Genomic DNA, 16,394 nt, shown 5'->3' with positions numbered 1-16,394 from the left:
CAAGGCGGCGTTCGTGCCGACCGTCGATAGGTCGCAACTTGATGGTTGTGGAACAGCACGTCGATGATGCCTCTGTCCCTGCAAGTCGCATGGCTGAGCCGCAGCTTTGACATACCGGATCACTCGGCGTTGGGCATCCCACCGAGCGTTGTTGTTAACGAACTGGGTTGACTGCGCGGCGAAGTTGAATATCTGCGTGACCGGTTAGCCCGGCTATGTTGGGACATTCACCGCCGAGTATTCTGGGATCGGCCCTGCGCCCGCTTGTCGGGACACGCGGTTACTCTGGCCGTCCATCTGCTGTCGGCGAGATACGCCCGATACGCCAACTGAATGCCTTCCTGCAGTGAGGTTTGGGCGCGCCAGCCGAGCCTACCCAGTCGGCTGACGTCGAGCAACTTGCGCGGCGTGCCGTCGGGGCGCGAGGTGTCGAAGCCGATCTCGCCGCGAAAGCCGATCGCGGCCGCGACCAACAGGGCGAACTCGGCGATCGTGATATCTTCGCCGGTACCGATGTTGACCAGTTCAGGGGAGGAATAGGTCTTCATCAAATGAATGCAAGCGTCGGCGAGATCGTCGACATAAAGGAATTCGCGGCGTGGCGTGCCGGTGCCCCACACCACGACATTGCCGGCGCCGGAGACCTTGGCCTCGTGAAACCGGCGGATCAGCGCGGCGACGACGTGGCTGTATTCGGGGTGATAATTGTCGCCGGGACCATAAAGATTGGTCGGCATCACGCTGATGAAGTCCGAGCCATACTGGCTGCGATAGGCTTCGGCCATCTTGATGCCGGCGATCTTGGCGATGGCATAGGGCTCGTTGGTCGGCTCCAGGGGGCCGGTCAGCATCGAATCCTCACGCAGCGGCTGCGGCGCCAGCGGTGGATAGATGCAGGACGAGCCGAAAAACATCAGCTTCTCACAACCATTGGCGTGCGCCGCCTGGATCACATTGGTTGCGATCGCCAGATTGTCGTAGAGGAATTCGGCCCGCAGCGTGTTGTTGGCGACGATGCCGCCGACCTTGGCCGCGGCGAGGAACACGGCCTGCGGCCGCTTGGCGGCAAACCAGGCGTTGACCGCGGCTTGGTCGCGCAGATCGATCTGGCTGCGCGACACCGTGAGGAGATCGGCCTGTTCGCGCGCCAGCCGGCGCATCAGCGCCGAGCCGACCATGCCGCGATGGCCGGCGACAAAGACCCTCTTGCCCTTCAGTTCAAACGCCGTGCTTGCCATCGGCCGCATCCTGCCTGGCCTCGACGAGATCGCGTTCGATCATTTCCTTCACCAGCTGCGCGAACGGCGTTTTGGGTGCCCAGCCGAGCTGGGCGCGCGCCTTGCTCGCGTCGCCGATCAGAAGATCGACCTCGGTCGGACGGAAATAGGTCGGATCGATCTGCACCAGGGTGTTGCCGGTCGCCTTGTCGACGCCGACCTCCTCGACACCCTTGCCGCGCCATTCGACGTTGCGGCCGACCTCCGCGAACGCCAACTCGACGAACTCGCGGACCGATCGCGTCTCGCCGGTCGCGAGCACGAAGTCGCCAGGCTCATCCACCTGCAGGATCTTGTGCATGCCCTCGACATAGTCGCGGGCGTGACCCCAGTCGCGCTTGGCATCGAGATTGCCGAGATAGAGCTTGTTCTCGAGGCCGACCTCGATGCGGGCGACGGCGCGGGTGATCTTGCGCGTCACGAAGGTCTCGCCGCGGATCGGGCTCTCATGGTTGAACAGGATGCCGTTGCTGGCGAACATGCCGTAGGCCTCGCGGTAGTTCACCGTGATCCAGTAGCCGTAGAGCTTGGCGACGCCATAGGGCGAGCGCGGGTAGAACGGCGTCGTCTCCTTCTGCGGCACCTCCTGCACCAGCCCGTACAGCTCCGAGGTCGAGGCCTGGTAGAACCGGGTCTCCTTTTCCATGCCGAGGATGCGGATCGCCTCCAGCAGGCGCAGCACGCCGATGGCGTCGGCGTTGGCGGTGTATTCTGGGCTCTCGAAACTGACCTGGACGTGGCTCTGGGCGGCCAGATTGTAGATCTCGGTCGGCCGGATCTGCTGCATCAGCCGAATCAGATTGGTCGAATCGGTCATGTCGCCGTAGTGCATCAGGAACGGCACGTTGCCGGCATGCGGGTCCTGATAGAGATGATCGACGCGCGCGGTGTTGAGCGAGGACGAGCGACGCTTGACCCCGTGCACGGTGTAGCCGAGCCCAAGCAGGTATTCGGCGAGATACGCGCCGTCCTGCCCGGTGACGCCGGTGATCAGCGCAACGCGCCGCTTCGAATCCTGAGCCGCCATGGTCTCTCTTAGCTGCGCTGGAAAGAAAGCTTCCCTTCGAATCGTCCTTTGCGAAACGGGCTTCTCGAGAAATCCGTCGGCGCACGTCACCCGAAATCAAAGGAAGCCGATCGTTAGATCTAGTCATACACATCGTGCAGGAATGCACACTATATACATTGATTTATATCGTGCTGGAGGGGGAATACCATCGAGATTCAAAATGAAATCCGACGAACCTTCGCAGACGGCGAACCCCCTTCTGTGCATACGTCAATGAGAGAGGGCCGGAAGTTCGTGGTCTCTATCTTTCATTGGGTGCGCGCATTCGCTCGATGTGGCCATGGCGCAAGAGGGTGACTTGCTGAAGCCGCGGTAGTCGATGCATCTGAACTCTGGACGTAAGCCAGAGCACGGCGAAGCCCGCGCATCACAACATTAGCTCTACAAAAATGTCCCGATTCTTCTGACCGGAACCCATACTCTGGGCGGCAGGATCATCGACGCGAGCACGAAATGTGAGAATGCAGCAAACATTGGTATAGTTCTTCAAATAAGTTCGATATGGAAAGCTTACGTTCGTACAATGGAGCTTCGGTGGCAATCAATTAGTCTCATTCCGACCAACATAGCTGGAAACCGTCAGAGGCTGATGAGCCTGTTACACCAGCGCGACAAACCCTAGAACGGTTGCGTGAATGCGAGAGCAGGACGTTGTAAGGTGACGCCACACTACTTGCACGACGTATCCTTGCGGCGGCTTCTGCGGCAATGACGCCATCGTCGCTATCCAGCGAAAGTCAGCTTTTGTCGAGAGCGAATTTCATGACCAGATTTCCTGTCGGGGACCTCGCGCTCTTTGAGCTTGGGCGGCATTAATTGATATGTGTGGAATTGTCGGCATCTTGGGGCGTGGTCCGGTCGTCGGGCAGTTGGTCGCTTCGCTCAGGCGATTGGAATATCGTGGCTACGACTCCGCAGGCCTTGCGACGCTCGAAGGGCTACATATCAAGCTCCGGCGGGCTGAAGGTAAGCTGAGAAACCTTGAGGAGCGGCTGCGCTATTGTCCGCCCGAGGGTCATGCCGGTATAGGTCATACCCGCTGGGCTACTCATGGAAAACCGACCGAGAGCAATGCTCATCCGCATGCGACGGAAAATGTCGCGGTCGTTCATAACGGGATCATTGAAAACTTCCGCGAGTTGCGAGCCGAGCTGGAGAGGGATGGGGCCAACTTCCGCTCAGAGACGGACACGGAGGTGGTGGCGCATCTCGTCGAATCTTATCTTAAGAATGGCTACTCGCCGCAGGATGCAGTACAAGCCTCGCTCCCGCGGCTGCGCGGAGCCTTCGCGCTTGCATTCCTCTTCAAGGGCCACGACGACCTTTTGATCGGTACGCGCAAAGGATCGCCCCTCGCGATCGGACATGGCAACGGCGAAGTGTACCTGGGATCGGACGCGATCGCGCTCGCGCCGTTGACCGACACCATTACCTATCTTGAAGACGGCGACTGGGCTGTGCTTACCCGCGCGATCTGCGTGATCTATGGCGCAGACGGCTCCGTCGTCCAGCGGGAGACATCAAAGCCTGGCGTATCGTCACTCCTTGTGGATAAAGAGAACTATCGCCATTTCATGGCCAAGGAAATCCACGAGCAGCCGACAGTGGCCTGCAAAACACTGGCGCATTATCTTGATAGGTCAGGCGAGCGCGTAGCCCTGCCGCTCACATTGCCGTTCAATTTTAGCTCCATTCAGCGTATCTCGATTACCGCGTGCGGAACGGCAAACTATGCCGGTCACATCGCCAAATACTGGTTCGAGCGGTTGGCTCGCTTGCCTGTCGAGATAGATGTAGCCTCTGAGTTCCGCTACAGGGAAGCGCCTTTGCGTCAGGGCGATCTTGCGATCGTCATCTCGCAGTCCGGCGAAACCGCTGACACACTAGCTGCGCTGCGATACGCCAAGAGCCAAGGCCTGCACACGATATCTGTGGTTAACGTCTCTACGTCGACGATTGCGCGCGAAAGCGAATCCGTGCTGCCGACGCTGGCGGGGCCAGAAATCGGCGTCGCTTCTACGAAGGCATTCATCTGCCAGCTGATGGTATTGGCGGTGCTTGCCGTCGCAGCAGGAAAAGAGCGCGGTAAGCTGTTAGAGATCCATGAATCGAATCTCGTGCGCGAGCTCATCGAAGTGCCGCGGTTGATTGCTGCGGCGCTGTTGATTGAGCCGCAGATCGAAAAGCTCGCGGGCGATATCGCCAACTCGAGGGACGTGCTCTATCTCGGCCGTGGCACGTCGGCCCCCCTGGCGTTGGAGGGCGCACTCAAGTTGAAGGAAATTTCCTATATTCACTCAGAAGGTTATGCCGCCGGCGAGCTCAAGCACGGACCGATCGCCTTGATCGATGAGGCCGTGCCTGTGGTGATGATTGCGCCTTACGACGAGCTCTTCGAGAAGACCGTATCGAATATGCAAGAAGTTGCAGCTCGCGGCGGCAAGATCGTTCTGATCACCGATGCGAAGGGCGCTTTGGAAGCGACGCTAGACACACTCATGACCATTGTGCTGCCGGAGATGGTCGCAAACTTTGCGCCGATGGTCTATGCTATTCCGCTTCAGCTCTTGGCTTACCATGCCGCCCTCGTAAGAGGCGCGGACGTAGATCAGCCACGTAATCTTGCCAAATCGGTAACTGTCGAATGAAGCCGCGGTGGCAATGTCGGAGCCTCCCGCCTCGGCATCGGGCTGTTGGGTTTGCGCTCCGTTGCGTTGGTTGTGGATGACGGAGCCGGACAGGTTATCGATATAGTTGCATCCGAAGTTTCAAATCATAGACCGATTAGCTGGACGAGCAGATTCAATCTTGTTTGGGTCATCATCGTAACCCCTGACTAACGCTGATGGGGACCTGGCCTCCCTTCCTACAGGGCCAAATCAGCCCGAAGCCGATTCAGAACCGATGCTCGGTATCCTCGCGCCCTTGCCGAAGGTCGCGTTCCATGCCAAGCCGAGCCGCACCGCATCGAAAAGATCCTGATCACGGAAACGCCTTAAGAAAACAACGAGCAAACCCTTGCTCCTGCTTCAGGGGGATGAGCCGATCGAACCTGGCGCGAAGCAGGTCGCCTTCCCCCGTCGTTTCCGGCTTCTTCGGGCGCATCGCGCGCCTCCGCTACGAACGAATCACTGCTGGCTATTCTGCGGGCTTTCCGGCCTTCCGCCGTGAAAAGCTTGCAATCTCGTATCGCAGCGGGGACAAAAACCGACTCTCACTCAACGGCTTGGGCACTTCTTCGCGGACGACACTTATGAAGACGCCCCGGTGAGCGCGGCGCCTGACTGCGCGCCTCGCCCTATCGTTTCACCGAATTTAGTTCTCCCTTTATTTGCCCGCGTCAGCTTACGGACAGCTAAGCTGCTTATCAGCGGAGCCAGGTCTAACGACCTGAACACAATGCAACATCCATAGGAGTGTGGTCGTCATGTACGGTCGAATTAACAATTGGTCGGATGTTCCATCCGATGATGAATATCATCGCGCAAGCTCACCGGAGCACGGGAATGCCGCCGACTTCGCGGACGCATTCTCTAGAATGCGATTGCAGGATTCCGACGCCGGCTCATCCTCGGGTCCAAGTTATTACAACAGTCCAAGACGTCCTGTTATCGAGATCAACCAAGAGAGATTCCGGCGAGAGGTGAGGACTTTTCATGGCGAAGAGATCAATCATATCGCCAACAATCCACAGGAATACTCGGAATTTGTATCCGAAAGGGCTAGGCGCACGGCGCACGTCGCTAGTGAGTATGGCATCCGAAGAGATTCGGACGCCGCCCGATATTACAGCTACCAACTCGGAAATAGGAGCGTCGGTCTCCAAAGAACGGAAGGCGGATTCCCTATGACTGACTTCAACAGCCAAGGCTGGCGAGAACAGTTTCCCGGTCGAACTGACGTCACGTCCATCGTGGATTTCCAGGTTGCTCATCCGCTCGTTTCGAACGCCGGCGATATTCTGCTCGAGCATCAACTTCAGCAAGACGGCGAACGGCCTCTGGTGAACTGGCGTCCTGCGAATGACGAAGCGAGAACCCGTGCAGAACAAATGGGTTTCGTCCATGTGGACCAAGACGATATGGTACTTGACCCAACCCGGTCCGGACCCTGGAGCCGCAGGGATGGTGAATGGCGGCGTGATACCCAGCATTCGACGTATCTCTCCAAGTACGCCAGCGATCCTGAATCTTCGTCAGCGTCCGACTCTGATGGAGACTTTATGTGATGCGAGATCTCCACCAATCCATGAACGAGGTGGCGCTAGGAGCGCAGACCAGCCGACATCTGCGGCTTACGATCAAGACCTAGGATCGAACCCGGGTGGCGTCATGATATCGCTGCGTGAAGGTTAGGCAGCTTGCTGATCGGTGGGCTCGTCGGCTTGCCGCGGGAGCTTCCATTCCCAGCGCAGCAATTCGTGCAGACGCGAAGCGTCGGCGATGGCTCGGACTGAAAGCGTGTGCCGATGCGACCTGTGGATCAGCCGGTACGAGCTGGTTGATCATTACCAAGAGGCGTTCGTCACTCATGCGGAGTTGTTGTAGATTACTCTGCATGAGTGATTTGCCTTCCGATCCTGCAATGCTCCGACAAACCGTGATGGCGCTATCGTCACGGCTTGCGGCGTTGTCGGAGGAATGCAGCACGCTGGCGACCGAGCGTGATGCAGCGATCGCTCACCGCGACGCTGCGATCCAGGAGAACGACAAGCTCCTGGTGATCCTGTCCCAGTACAAGCGCGCGATCTTCGGTGCGCGCTCCAAACACTGGATATCGGACAGCTGTCTCTCTACACCATCAGCGCACAGGCGGCTCGTGCCGCCGCCAACGACGATGTGATCGGAGGCAGGCTGCCTGACGGAGCAGAGGGCCGTGGAAAGCGACCGGCGCGACGCAACCGCGGGAAGCTTCCGGAGCATTTGCCGCGCATCGATGTCGTGGTCGATATCGAGAGCCACAGCTGCCCCTGCTGCGGCGAGCAGCTGCACAAGATCGCCGAGACCGTCAAGGAAGCCTTCGACGTCAGTCCGATGCAGTACCGGATCAAGCGCATCGTGCTTCCGCGGCACGGCTGCCGGGGCTGCCGCCAGGGTGTGGTACAGGCACCCGCGTCGGCCCAGGCGATCGACGGTGGAATGATGACGGAAGCCTTGCTGGCCCACGTCGCGGTATGAAATATGGCTACGAGCTGCCGCTGTATCGCGCGGAACAGATGTTTGCCGCCCAAGGCATCACGCTCGATCCGCAAACACTGGCCTTGTGGATGGGCCGCCTCGCCTGGCGGCTGAAGCCGCTTCACGCGCTGTTGCACCACGCGGTGATGTCCTACCCGCGGCCGTTTGCCGACGAGACGCCGCTGCCAGTCCTCGATCCCGGTCGTGGCAGGACCAAAGTCTGCCAGTTCTGGGCGATCGCCACCGATGACCGCCCATGGGGCGGCCCGGAGCCGCCGGCGGTGATCTACGTGTTCGCCGAGGATCGCAAGGCGATCCGCGCCAAGCGGCTGTTCGGGGAGTACCGCGGCATCCTGCAGGTCGATGTGTGTGGACGGCCCAGTGAATGCAAGCAAAATATAACTTCGGAACAGGCATGTGGTTGGGTGCTGACGTGTGTCCGGCATCGTAATGCGACCTCGACACGTCGCGGGCCCTTATGGAATGCGTGGATCGGATCCAATTCGGCTACGCGTGCTCGCTGGCACTCATCGACCTGTTGATTCTTCCAATCCCAGTCCCTGACCGATTGCCCATAACCCGCCGTTAGACCTTACCACATTCCCGACGTCTCTCGGCTTCTGGCCTTGCGTTAAGCAGCGCCAGACGCTGGAGCCTGGTAAGCGCCACCGCGGATCATCAAGACCCAGGCGATACGCGCCATCTTGTTCGCTAGAGCGACCGCGATTAGCTTTGGAGGCTTCTTCGAGAGCATTCTTGCCAGCCAGGATCCTGCTGGCGATCCATAGCGTCTTGCCTATCGCACAACGGCGGTCGCACCAAGCACAAGAGGCGTCGCAGATCTCGCCGGCCCATCCTGGAGATCTTGCCGAGCCTATCCTTACCTCCAGAGGAAGTCTGTTTGGGCGTGAGACCAACCCAGGCCGCAAAATCTCGTCCCTTAGAAAAGGTCTCCGCCGACGGCGCCAAGGCCTCTATCGCTGTAGCGCAGATTGCGCCGATTCCCGGAATGGTCATTAAACGAGAGGCAACTTCGTCCTGTCTCGCGCGCACCCGCAGTCCCTTCTCCAGCTCTGCTCTCTGCTCCGACAGGGATTTCACATGCGTCAAGAGATTCTGGCAAAGGCTGTGGGCTAGATCGGGCAGGTCCGGATATGGTGCCAGGAGCTCAGCCAGTCGGGGGATATGTCTCACGCCCTGAGCCACGATCAACCCGTATTCCGCAAGATGCCCGCGCAAGGCATTAATCACCTGTGTACGCTGTCGAACCAAGAGATCACGAACCTTGAACGCCATGGAAGAAGCTTGCTTCTCGGCGCTCTTGACGCCGACAAAGCGCATCGTTGGTCGAGACGAGGCTTCGGCGATCGCTTCGGCATCCGCTGCATCGTTCTTCTGACGCTTAACGAAGGGCTTCACGTACGAGGGATGGATCAACCGGATATCGTGGCCGAACTTACCGATCTCCCGTCCCCAATAATGGGCGCTGGCGCAGGCCTCCATCGCGACCACACACCTCGGCAACTCCGCGAGAAACTCAGGCAATCTGCCACGGTGGAGTTGCTTACGCAGAACGGTCCTCCCATCCTAAGCAGCTCCGTGGACTTGGAACACGTTCTTAGCCAAATCCAAACCAATGATGCTAACCTCGTCCACGGACGTCCTCCTTACCGGGTTCAAACACCCACATCTTGGCACAATCGATGCCGTCGGGGGGCGTCCACTCCATCGGCTATGCGGCCTACAAGGGCCCGATCAAGACGGCAGCCGTCTGATGCAGCTGGCGTTCTGCTTCGCGCATGCGCGGCGGAAGTTCTGGGGCGTTCACGTCGCGACGAAGTCGCGATTGCTGCGGAAGCGCTGCAGCGGATCGCGATGTTCTACGCCGCTGAGGATCGCATTCGCGGTTTGCCGGCGACGCAACGAGTTGCGGTGCGACAATCCGACACCAGGCCGCTGATCGAGGACTAACAAGCCCTGGTTCGAAGTGCGACTGCTGGAAGTCTCGAAGAAATCCGCCCTTGGCAAGGCGATCCGCTACGCCCTCAAGCATTGGGAAGGCCTGATGCGATTCATCGATGATGGGCGCATCGAGAGAAAAACTATCTGTTCGCCGGTAGTGAAGGCGCCGACGAGACATGGGCCATTCTCGCGTCGCTCATCGACACGGCAAAACTTCACGACATCGACCCGCGGCACTATCTTAGTGACGTTCTCGAGCGCATCGTATCCGAACGCACCAAGATAAATCAGCTGAACACGCTGTTGCCGTGGCATTGGAAAGCTGCGTGCGACGGTTCCGAGGCAAAGATCGCCGCTTGATCAGTTCGACGGCAAGGCGTCGAGAACTTCCTGCGCATCGCTGGCGTCGTCGTAAATCTCTTCGCGGATCACGCGCAGCGTCACCTCGTGCAGATACACTTGTAGCGCACCCTCAAGCTCTGTGAACTCCGGCAGCAGGACCCGATCAACGAGGCCTCGTGACGCACGGACCATCACCGTGTTGCGTCGCTGCCGGCGATAACGAAACGGCCGCAGCCCACATCGGCGGCAAAGCGCCAGAAACAAGTGCCGAGACCACTGGTCGGGAAGTGAGAATTGCTGTTCGATCGGTGGATCGTGGCGAGCAAGTTCCTCGACCCGGGCTCGCACCCGCTGCAGTGCGGCTTCCGCTGCAAGGCGCTCACCAGCAGTTCCGGCACCCACGAACAACGCTTCGATCTTCCGAAGCTTCTCGCGCAGCTGCGACTCGCCGGTCATTCTGATCCACGTTGCCCGCTCCGAACCGGGATCAATCCATCATCCCGCGCCGGCGGCGTCAATCATCCCGACCGTGCTATCCAGAGCATTCCGCACAGGTCAAGCCCAGGAACCGGTGATCCTCTCGTGACGCTCACGGAGCATGCGCTTCGACCCGTCGGGATTGCCTAGGATTGACGCCCCAGTGTCTCCGTTGAATCCTGCGTGGCGGCGGCCCATTCGATCCGACTTGGGTTTCACGCGCCCTGCGGTCCGCCCACCTTCCACGTGTCATCAAAGGATTGTTCGTAACCGGACATTCCCGCGCAGCGTATTGAAGGCCTCGGATCAGGTGCGGGCGGCTGGTCGCGACGAAAGGAGCGGCGTTCCGGCTGTATCTGCGGCCGGCGAGGGTCGTGGGCGATTATCTGCCCTGGGACAGCCGATCGGTTCGTATACCAGATCGACCCAGCGCTGCAGCGATGCGGGATTTAGCTCGACTGGTAACTCCGGTTAGTTGGGCGGACCAACGGACGCTTATCGCAGAGCCGCAGATCGGATCGACCAGAAGAACAGCCCTCATTCTCGGCATGGGAATTGCTGGCCCGCTCCTCGAACAAGCCGCTGCCCGCACGTGTCTGGTCGTACGACGCCGCAGGAGAACCCTCTCCATTTCTGTCACTGCAACGCTCGCTTCGGGAATAGGACTGTGCAGCCGCAAACCTCAGGGCCGCAACCCCAGCAACGCAATCATGGTGAGTTGGCTTGCCTTGCTAGGCGTCCTTCCGACTCACCAGGGAGGAACGAAATGAGTGAGCGGAATGTGGCCGAAATCGATCTTCACAACCTACACGTCTTGGATCCGCTGATTGGGAAATGTCAGCAGTTGGTAAGGGAAGTGGCAATTCCCTACCAATGGGAGGTGCTGAACGATCGCAATCCCGAGGCGATACCAAGCCACGCGGTGGAGAACTTCCGCATCGCCGCAGGAGATGCGAGAGGCGAGTTCCATGGAACGGTTTTTCAGGACAGTGACGTCGCGAAATGGCTAGAGGCGGTTGCTTGGTCTCTATGCCAGGCACCCAATCCAGAGCTGGAGAAGGCTGCCGACGAGCTGATTGAATTGATTGCGACCGCCCAATGTGGCGATGGCTATCTTAACACCTATTTCATACTGAACGCGCCTCGGGAGCGCTGGAGCAACCTAGCGGAGTGCCACGAGCTTTACTGCGCCGGCCATTTGATTGAAGCGGGTGTCGCTTTCTTTCAGGCGACTGGCAAACGGCGATTGCTTGAGGTTGGTTGCAGACTTGCTGACCACGTCGACACGGTTTTCGGCCCGGAACGCGATCAGCTACATGGCTACGATGGCCACCCGGAAATTGAACTTGCGTTGACGCGCCTCTACGAAGTGACGCATGAGCAGCGATATCTCACGCTAGCCCATTTTTTCGTGGAGCAACGCGGTTCGGAGCCACATTTTTACGACATTGAGTACGAGAAGCGCCGGCAATCCTGTGCCACCGAATCAGGCGGCCTGCCCTGGATGTTAAAAAACAAAGCATATAGCCAAGCGCATTTGCCACTTTCCAAGCAGCGGACGGCCACCGGCCATGCGGTTCGCTTTGTATACCTCATGACTGGGGTAGCGCATCTTGCGCGTCTGCGTCAGAACGATCAGCAACGTCAGACTTGCCTACGGCTGTGGCAAAGCATGGTGCAGCGCAAGATCTATATCACCGGAGCCATCGGCTCGCAAAGCGCGGGCGAAGCGTTTAGCTGCGATTACGATCTGCCGAACGATACCGCGTACGCGGAAAGTTGCGCATCCATTGGCCTAATGATGTTCGCGCGTCGTATGCTGGAGATGGAGCTGGATGGTCAATATGCCGACGTGATGGAGCGCGCGCTCTACAATACCGTTCTCGGCAGTATCGCATTCGACGGTCGTCATTATTTCTATGTTAACCCGCTCGAAATGCATCCCAAAACGCTGAGGGCTAATGGCATTTATAATCATGTCTCGCCGGTGCGAAGGCCCTGGTTTGGCTGCGCGTGCTGTCCACCGAACATCGCACGGCTTTTCGCATCGATTGGCCATTATATCTATACGCTCCGCGCCGATGCGCTCTATGTAAATCTCTACGTCGGCAATAGGGTGGAAATGTCGGTCGGCGGGGCTAAGCTGCGACTGCTCATGAACGGCAACTATCCCTGGAAAGACGAGGTGGAGATCGCCGTCGAATCCGCACTGCCAATTTCTCACACGCTCGCTCTGCGCCTACCACAATGGTGCAGCGCGCCGGCGGCGAGCCTGAACGGAGAACGTATCAATTGCGAGCCGCGAAATGGCTATTTGCACATTCACCGGACATGGAGGCGGGGAGATCGCGTCAAACTATTGCTGCCGATGCAAGTGCGTCGCGTCTACGGCTATCCGCAAGTTCGCAATTTGGCCGGCAAGGTGGCCATAGAGCGTGGCCCGTTAGTTTATTGCCTTGAGGAAGTCGACAACGGGACCGAGTTACACAACGTTTGGCTTCATGCAGACAGCCAGTTTTCGCTTGTCGACGGAACTGGTCTCTTCAAGGGCAAGATTTTGCTGCAGGCTGACGGAGTGCGACTGCAACACACGCAATCCGAAGAAGCGGCACTTTATCACTACGACAAGGTGCCTGGTCAGCTAGAACCACAGCGGTTGACATTCATTCCGTGGTTCAGCTGGGCTAACCGCGGCGAAGGCGAAATGCGGATTTGGATAAATGAGCGCTGACGCCGACAAAGGGCGCGCTTCCACGAGCCGCAGTTAGATAGGCGATATCGCCGGTTAAAGCCTGGACATCGTCAATCTATTTAAGACGCCCCGCTTACGACCTGCCCTGAAGCATCCAAACGAAGAACGGGATATGAGGCGGTGCGGTGGGAGTTTGGAATGCCAACGATCCGCTTGGAGTCAGCAAGCCAACATCGAACGATCCAATTGGTTGTGAAGATGCATTCTGGGACTTGCTCGCGGCCTCATCAAACCTACTGAGCGCCAATAGCTTGAGCGTGCGCCGCGCTCGTTTGGAAGCAAGCAAGCCAGAGTGAAGTACGATTAGCGGGATCCACGCCAGGTTTTCGTAAGCCAGGCTGCCTATCAACTCCACACGGCCTAGACCCTATGTTTGCCCTTTGAGGTGACGGGCGGCCCGCCCCGCGGCAAGCTCCATCGAGGGTTGCGCCGGATGGTCCGGCGCCGAACCTCAAGCATGGGGAGCGGGCCTGATGAACGATAGCATTTTCGTGGGGCTGGATGTGCGCAAGGCGACGATTTCGGTCGCAGTGGCGGAAGGGATGCGCGGCGGTGAAGTTCGTAACTTGGGGATCATCCCTAATCGCGCCGATCAAATCGACAAGCGGCGAAGAAGCTTGGCAAGGGTGACCGGCAGGTAAGTTTTTGTTACGAAGCCGGACCCTGCGGATATAGCCTGCATCGACAACTGACGGGACTGGGGCACAACTGCATCGTGGTGGCCCCCTCGCTGATCCCGATGAAGGCCGGGGATCGGGTAAAAACTGACCGGCGCGATGCGGCGATGCTGGCCAAGCTGCACCGGAGCGGCGAGCTGACAGCCGTGTGGGTTCCGGATGCGGCGCATGAGGCCATGCGCGACTTGGTGAGAGCCCGCGCCACGGCGATGCGTGTGCTCGGAAAGGCGCGGCAACATCTCCAAGGCTTCCTGCTGCGACATGGGCGCATCTATGCCGGGAAAAGGGGGGGGACTCTGGCTTATCGTCGATGGCTCACCACGGTGCGCTTCGATCACCCGGCGGGCCAAATCGTTCTGCAGGACTACATTCATGCCGTGACCGACGCTGAGGCCCGTGTGGACTGCTTGACCAAGCGGATCGAGGAGCTGGCGCCACAATGGTCGATGACGCCGTTCGTAGAGGCCGTGCAGGCCATGCGCGGCGTCGCCTTCATCGTTGCCGTGACGGTGGTTGCCGAGGTCGGCGACTTCTCCCGCTTCGACAATCCCCGACAGTTGATGGCCTTTCTCGGCCTCGTGCCGTCAGAGCATTCGAGCGGCGTCACCATCCGACGCGGCGGCATCACCAAGGCTGGCAACGCTCTGGACAGGCGGGCTCTGATCGAGGGGGCGTGGACCTATCGCATGCAAGCCCGCGTCAGCAAGCTCCATGACCGTAACGAGCGCCTGCCTCAAGCTATCCGCGATATCGCCTGGAAAGCCTAGGTCAGGCTGTGCGCCCGCTATCGCCGCTCGTCGGCGGCCGGCAAACCCAAGGTGATCGTCACCACTGCCATTGCACGCGAGATGGTCGGCTTCCTGTGGGCGATCACTCGGCAAGTACAGCTCGGGCCGGTCGCCTGAAAGAACGCTGCTCGACCATATCTGGTGCCCAGGGCAGGAGGCAGGGCGCCGTGGGGAATCCTCGTGGCCTGTTATGAGCCGGCATCGCCGACGCTCGCTCCTAGACCGAGGCAGCCCCAAGACGAAACCACGGTCATGCGGTAGCCAACCCGCGCATGAGAGCTTGATCAACCGTCGTCTTTGGCCCTGCCTCCTACCGTGGGCACCTTCGAAGTCCAGCGTCCGGGCGCTCAGCCGGAAGCGGTTCCGCTTGATCGAGCCCCTTGACAGCAAACATGAGAACAGGCCGTTGACCAAGTGCAGAAATCTATGCCCGACGGAAGCACTAATCGCCATGTATAATCGCATCAACGGCTCGTACTACTACCAATCGCCGCCCTTTGCCGAAGCTGACGAGCAAGCGGATGCAAACAGCTTTGCGGATGCGTTCGCCAACATGCGGTCAGCCGAATCTGGGTCAAGCGGCAGCTCATCATCAGCAACGAGACCGTATTTGCTGGTTTCAACTCCTCCTGTGATAGAATTCAAAGATCGCAGATCATTCCGGGAAGCCGCGAAGGCCTATCATGGCGACGAGATCAAGTACATCGCCGATAAACCCGCAAGAGTGCTCCGACTTCGTGTCCGCTAGAGCAAGGCGGACTGCAGAAGTTGCCGAAGACTATGGAACAACCCGAGATTCCGACGACGCACGATACTTCAGCTACCAGCTGGGAACAAGAGTGGGGAGGGTCGAAGAGGCCACTATAAGGGGGTGGTCTGAAGAATAGCGCGGAGCGATGCCAGGCACCATAGACAAGCAGGGCAAAACTGTGCCGACTGGCGCCGTAGCCGAAGGAGCTCGCGCAGAGCTTTCGCGCGCCAATCAATATCACCCAAAACACCCATGATTTCACACGATGGCCCCACAGGGAGCTTCTGAGTTGAACGAAGCTCTTTTGTTGCGCCAGGCGGTATGTCGCAATCGCATTTAGCTGCTACGAATCTGAGCGAAGAAGCGCTTGAGCTTGTCGAACAACTTCTGCGCAAGGTCACCTGAAGTGCCAAAAAGCAGAGACGAGCGGGGCCTAGAGGTGCCAAGTATGCCGACCCTTGGTGGCAACGTCGTTCTGAGCGGCCTGATGCCTGGTGGACAACTCACGGGCCAAGAGGCAGTACGACATCGACTACCGTTGGTGCCGGCTGATTTCGGAGAGCCCGCTTCAATAAGATCGCGCCGAGCTCGCGACCGGATCTCAACATTCAGGGCTGAAATGACTCGCCGCCGGCTGATCGTTTCAAGTGCGTCCTCCATTGCGGTTTTCCTTCAGTGCGGCATCGAGGTGCTCGATCAGTGCATGTCCGGCGAAGGGCTTGGCCAAGAAGCCAATCGCTCCTGCGCTCAAGGCTGAGGCGCGCACGCGGTCGTTCGGGAACGCAGTAATGAAAATGAAAGGTACCCCGTAACCACGGGTCCGCATTTCCGCCAGCAGGTCCAAGCCGCTCATAACCGGCATCTGCACGTCCGTAATTACGCAAGAGGTCTCGTTCAACCGCGGCGATCTCAAAAAATCCTCCGCCGATGTAAATGTTTGAACGATGTAGCCGCGCGATTTCAATAGGTTCTCCGTCGCCGCACGGACAGATGCGTCGTCGTCAACGACAGAAATCAAAGGCGTGGACAAGACGATCTCTCCTGGCGCGGGACTAACGGCTGCCGAGGCATTAGCCATCCTGGGCGAAAAGTGGGCTCGAGTGACGAAATTGTAAAATCATA

At 58.9% G+C, this 16,394-nt stretch carries 15 protein-coding genes and 2 pseudogenes; 11 read left to right on the top strand and 6 right to left on the bottom strand.

Annotated elements, in window-relative coordinates; all coding sequences use genetic code 11:
* Positions 1 to 227 precede the first annotated feature (227 nt).
* A complete protein-coding gene (fcl, locus tag CK489_RS39635; RefSeq protein WP_063695541.1) occupies positions 228 to 1,238 on the bottom strand; it encodes a GDP-L-fucose synthase in 1,011 nt (336 codons plus the stop codon).
* Positions 1,219 to 2,304, bottom strand: coding sequence for a GDP-mannose 4,6-dehydratase (gmd, locus tag CK489_RS39630; protein WP_095736116.1), 1,086 nt, complete (start codon positions 2,302 to 2,304; stop codon positions 1,219 to 1,221). The genes fcl and gmd overlap by 20 nt, the downstream gene beginning before the upstream one ends.
* 863 nt (positions 2,305 to 3,167) lie before the next feature.
* Here gmd and glmS point away from each other — a divergent pair.
* On the top strand, positions 3,168 to 4,994 hold the full coding sequence (glmS, locus tag CK489_RS39625; RefSeq protein WP_095736115.1) for a glutamine--fructose-6-phosphate transaminase (isomerizing): 1,827 nt from the start codon (positions 3,168 to 3,170) through the stop codon (positions 4,992 to 4,994).
* A 334-nt stretch (positions 4,995 to 5,328) separates the two neighbouring features.
* Here glmS and CK489_RS42735 read toward each other — a convergent pair whose 3' ends face one another.
* Positions 5,329 to 5,451, bottom strand: coding sequence for a hypothetical protein (locus CK489_RS42735; protein ID WP_283807338.1), 123 nt, complete (start codon positions 5,449 to 5,451; stop codon positions 5,329 to 5,331).
* 322 nt (positions 5,452 to 5,773) lie between these two features.
* Here CK489_RS42735 and CK489_RS42995 point away from each other — a divergent pair, with 322 nt between their 5' ends.
* The 4 genes from CK489_RS42995 to CK489_RS42520 all read left to right on the top strand — a co-directional run bounded on the left by CK489_RS42995 (position 5,774) and on the right by CK489_RS42520 (position 8,065).
* The gene (locus CK489_RS42995; RefSeq protein ID WP_198961135.1) at positions 5,774 to 6,574 is read left to right on the top strand and encodes an effector protein NopP; all 801 of its coding nucleotides are present in this window, start codon (positions 5,774 to 5,776) and stop codon (positions 6,572 to 6,574) included.
* Positions 6,575 to 6,930: 356 nt separating this feature from the next.
* Positions 6,931 to 7,188, top strand: coding sequence for a hypothetical protein (locus CK489_RS42530; RefSeq protein WP_245350753.1), 258 nt, complete (start codon positions 6,931 to 6,933; stop codon positions 7,186 to 7,188).
* A complete protein-coding gene (locus tag CK489_RS42525; protein WP_349626983.1) occupies positions 7,116 to 7,523 on the top strand; it encodes an IS66 family transposase zinc-finger binding domain-containing protein in 408 nt (135 codons plus the stop codon). Before CK489_RS42530 ends, CK489_RS42525 begins: the two co-directional genes overlap by 73 nt.
* Positions 7,520 to 8,065 (top strand): IS66 family transposase, encoded by a 546-nt coding sequence (locus CK489_RS42520; RefSeq protein ID WP_245350751.1) that lies wholly within the window; start codon positions 7,520 to 7,522, stop codon positions 8,063 to 8,065. The genes CK489_RS42525 and CK489_RS42520 overlap by 4 nt, the downstream gene beginning before the upstream one ends.
* 89 nt (positions 8,066 to 8,154) lie before the next feature.
* On the opposite strand, the pseudogene CK489_RS39610 reads toward CK489_RS42520, so the two are convergent.
* Positions 8,155 to 9,179 (bottom strand): annotated as a pseudogene (locus tag CK489_RS39610) (IS110 family RNA-guided transposase).
* 331 nt (positions 9,180 to 9,510) lie between these two features.
* Between CK489_RS39610 and CK489_RS42515 the strand changes: the two are divergent.
* Positions 9,511 to 9,771 carry an IS66 family transposase gene (locus CK489_RS42515; protein ID WP_245350750.1) on the top strand — a complete coding sequence of 87 codons (261 nt, stop codon included), beginning with the start codon at positions 9,511 to 9,513 and terminating at the stop codon, positions 9,769 to 9,771.
* Positions 9,708 to 9,845, top strand: a complete 138-nt coding sequence (locus tag CK489_RS42990; protein WP_245350775.1) for a transposase domain-containing protein — start codon at positions 9,708 to 9,710, stop codon at positions 9,843 to 9,845. The genes CK489_RS42515 and CK489_RS42990 overlap by 64 nt, the downstream gene beginning before the upstream one ends.
* Here the strand turns inward: CK489_RS42990 and CK489_RS39600 are convergent, their stop codons facing one another.
* Entirely contained in the window at positions 9,846 to 10,283 is a 438-nt protein-coding gene (locus tag CK489_RS39600) for a hypothetical protein (RefSeq protein WP_095736113.1), read from the bottom strand.
* A 787-nt stretch (positions 10,284 to 11,070) separates the two neighbouring features.
* On the opposite strand from CK489_RS39600, the gene CK489_RS39595 reads away from it, so the two are divergent.
* The 4 genes and pseudogenes from CK489_RS39595 (at position 11,071) to CK489_RS42985 (ending at position 15,408) form a co-directional block, all read left to right on the top strand.
* Positions 11,071 to 13,035 (top strand): glycoside hydrolase family 127 protein, encoded by a 1,965-nt coding sequence (locus tag CK489_RS39595; RefSeq protein ID WP_095736112.1) that lies wholly within the window; start codon positions 11,071 to 11,073, stop codon positions 13,033 to 13,035.
* 494 nt (positions 13,036 to 13,529) lie between these two features.
* Positions 13,530 to 14,638 (top strand): annotated as a pseudogene (locus CK489_RS39590) (IS110 family RNA-guided transposase).
* A 334-nt stretch (positions 14,639 to 14,972) separates the two neighbouring features.
* On the top strand, positions 14,973 to 15,269 hold the full coding sequence (locus CK489_RS39585; protein WP_198961134.1) for a hypothetical protein: 297 nt from the start codon (positions 14,973 to 14,975) through the stop codon (positions 15,267 to 15,269).
* A complete protein-coding gene (locus tag CK489_RS42985; protein ID WP_488240843.1) occupies positions 15,205 to 15,408 on the top strand; it encodes a hypothetical protein in 204 nt (67 codons plus the stop codon). The genes CK489_RS39585 and CK489_RS42985 overlap by 65 nt, the downstream gene beginning before the upstream one ends.
* Before the next feature lie 507 nt (positions 15,409 to 15,915).
* Here the strand turns inward: CK489_RS42985 and CK489_RS39580 are convergent.
* Positions 15,916 to 16,350 carry a response regulator transcription factor gene (locus tag CK489_RS39580; protein ID WP_095736111.1) on the bottom strand — a complete coding sequence of 145 codons (435 nt, stop codon included), beginning with the start codon at positions 16,348 to 16,350 and terminating at the stop codon, positions 15,916 to 15,918.
* Positions 16,351 to 16,394 lie beyond the last annotated feature (44 nt).

Origin of the sequence: Bradyrhizobium sp. UFLA03-84 (assembly GCF_002289535.1) — a bacterium.
Taxonomy (GTDB): domain Bacteria; phylum Pseudomonadota; class Alphaproteobacteria; order Rhizobiales; family Xanthobacteraceae; genus Bradyrhizobium; species Bradyrhizobium viridifuturi.
Note: the sequence above shows the minus strand (reverse complement) of the source record. Positions and strands in the feature narration are given on the sequence as shown.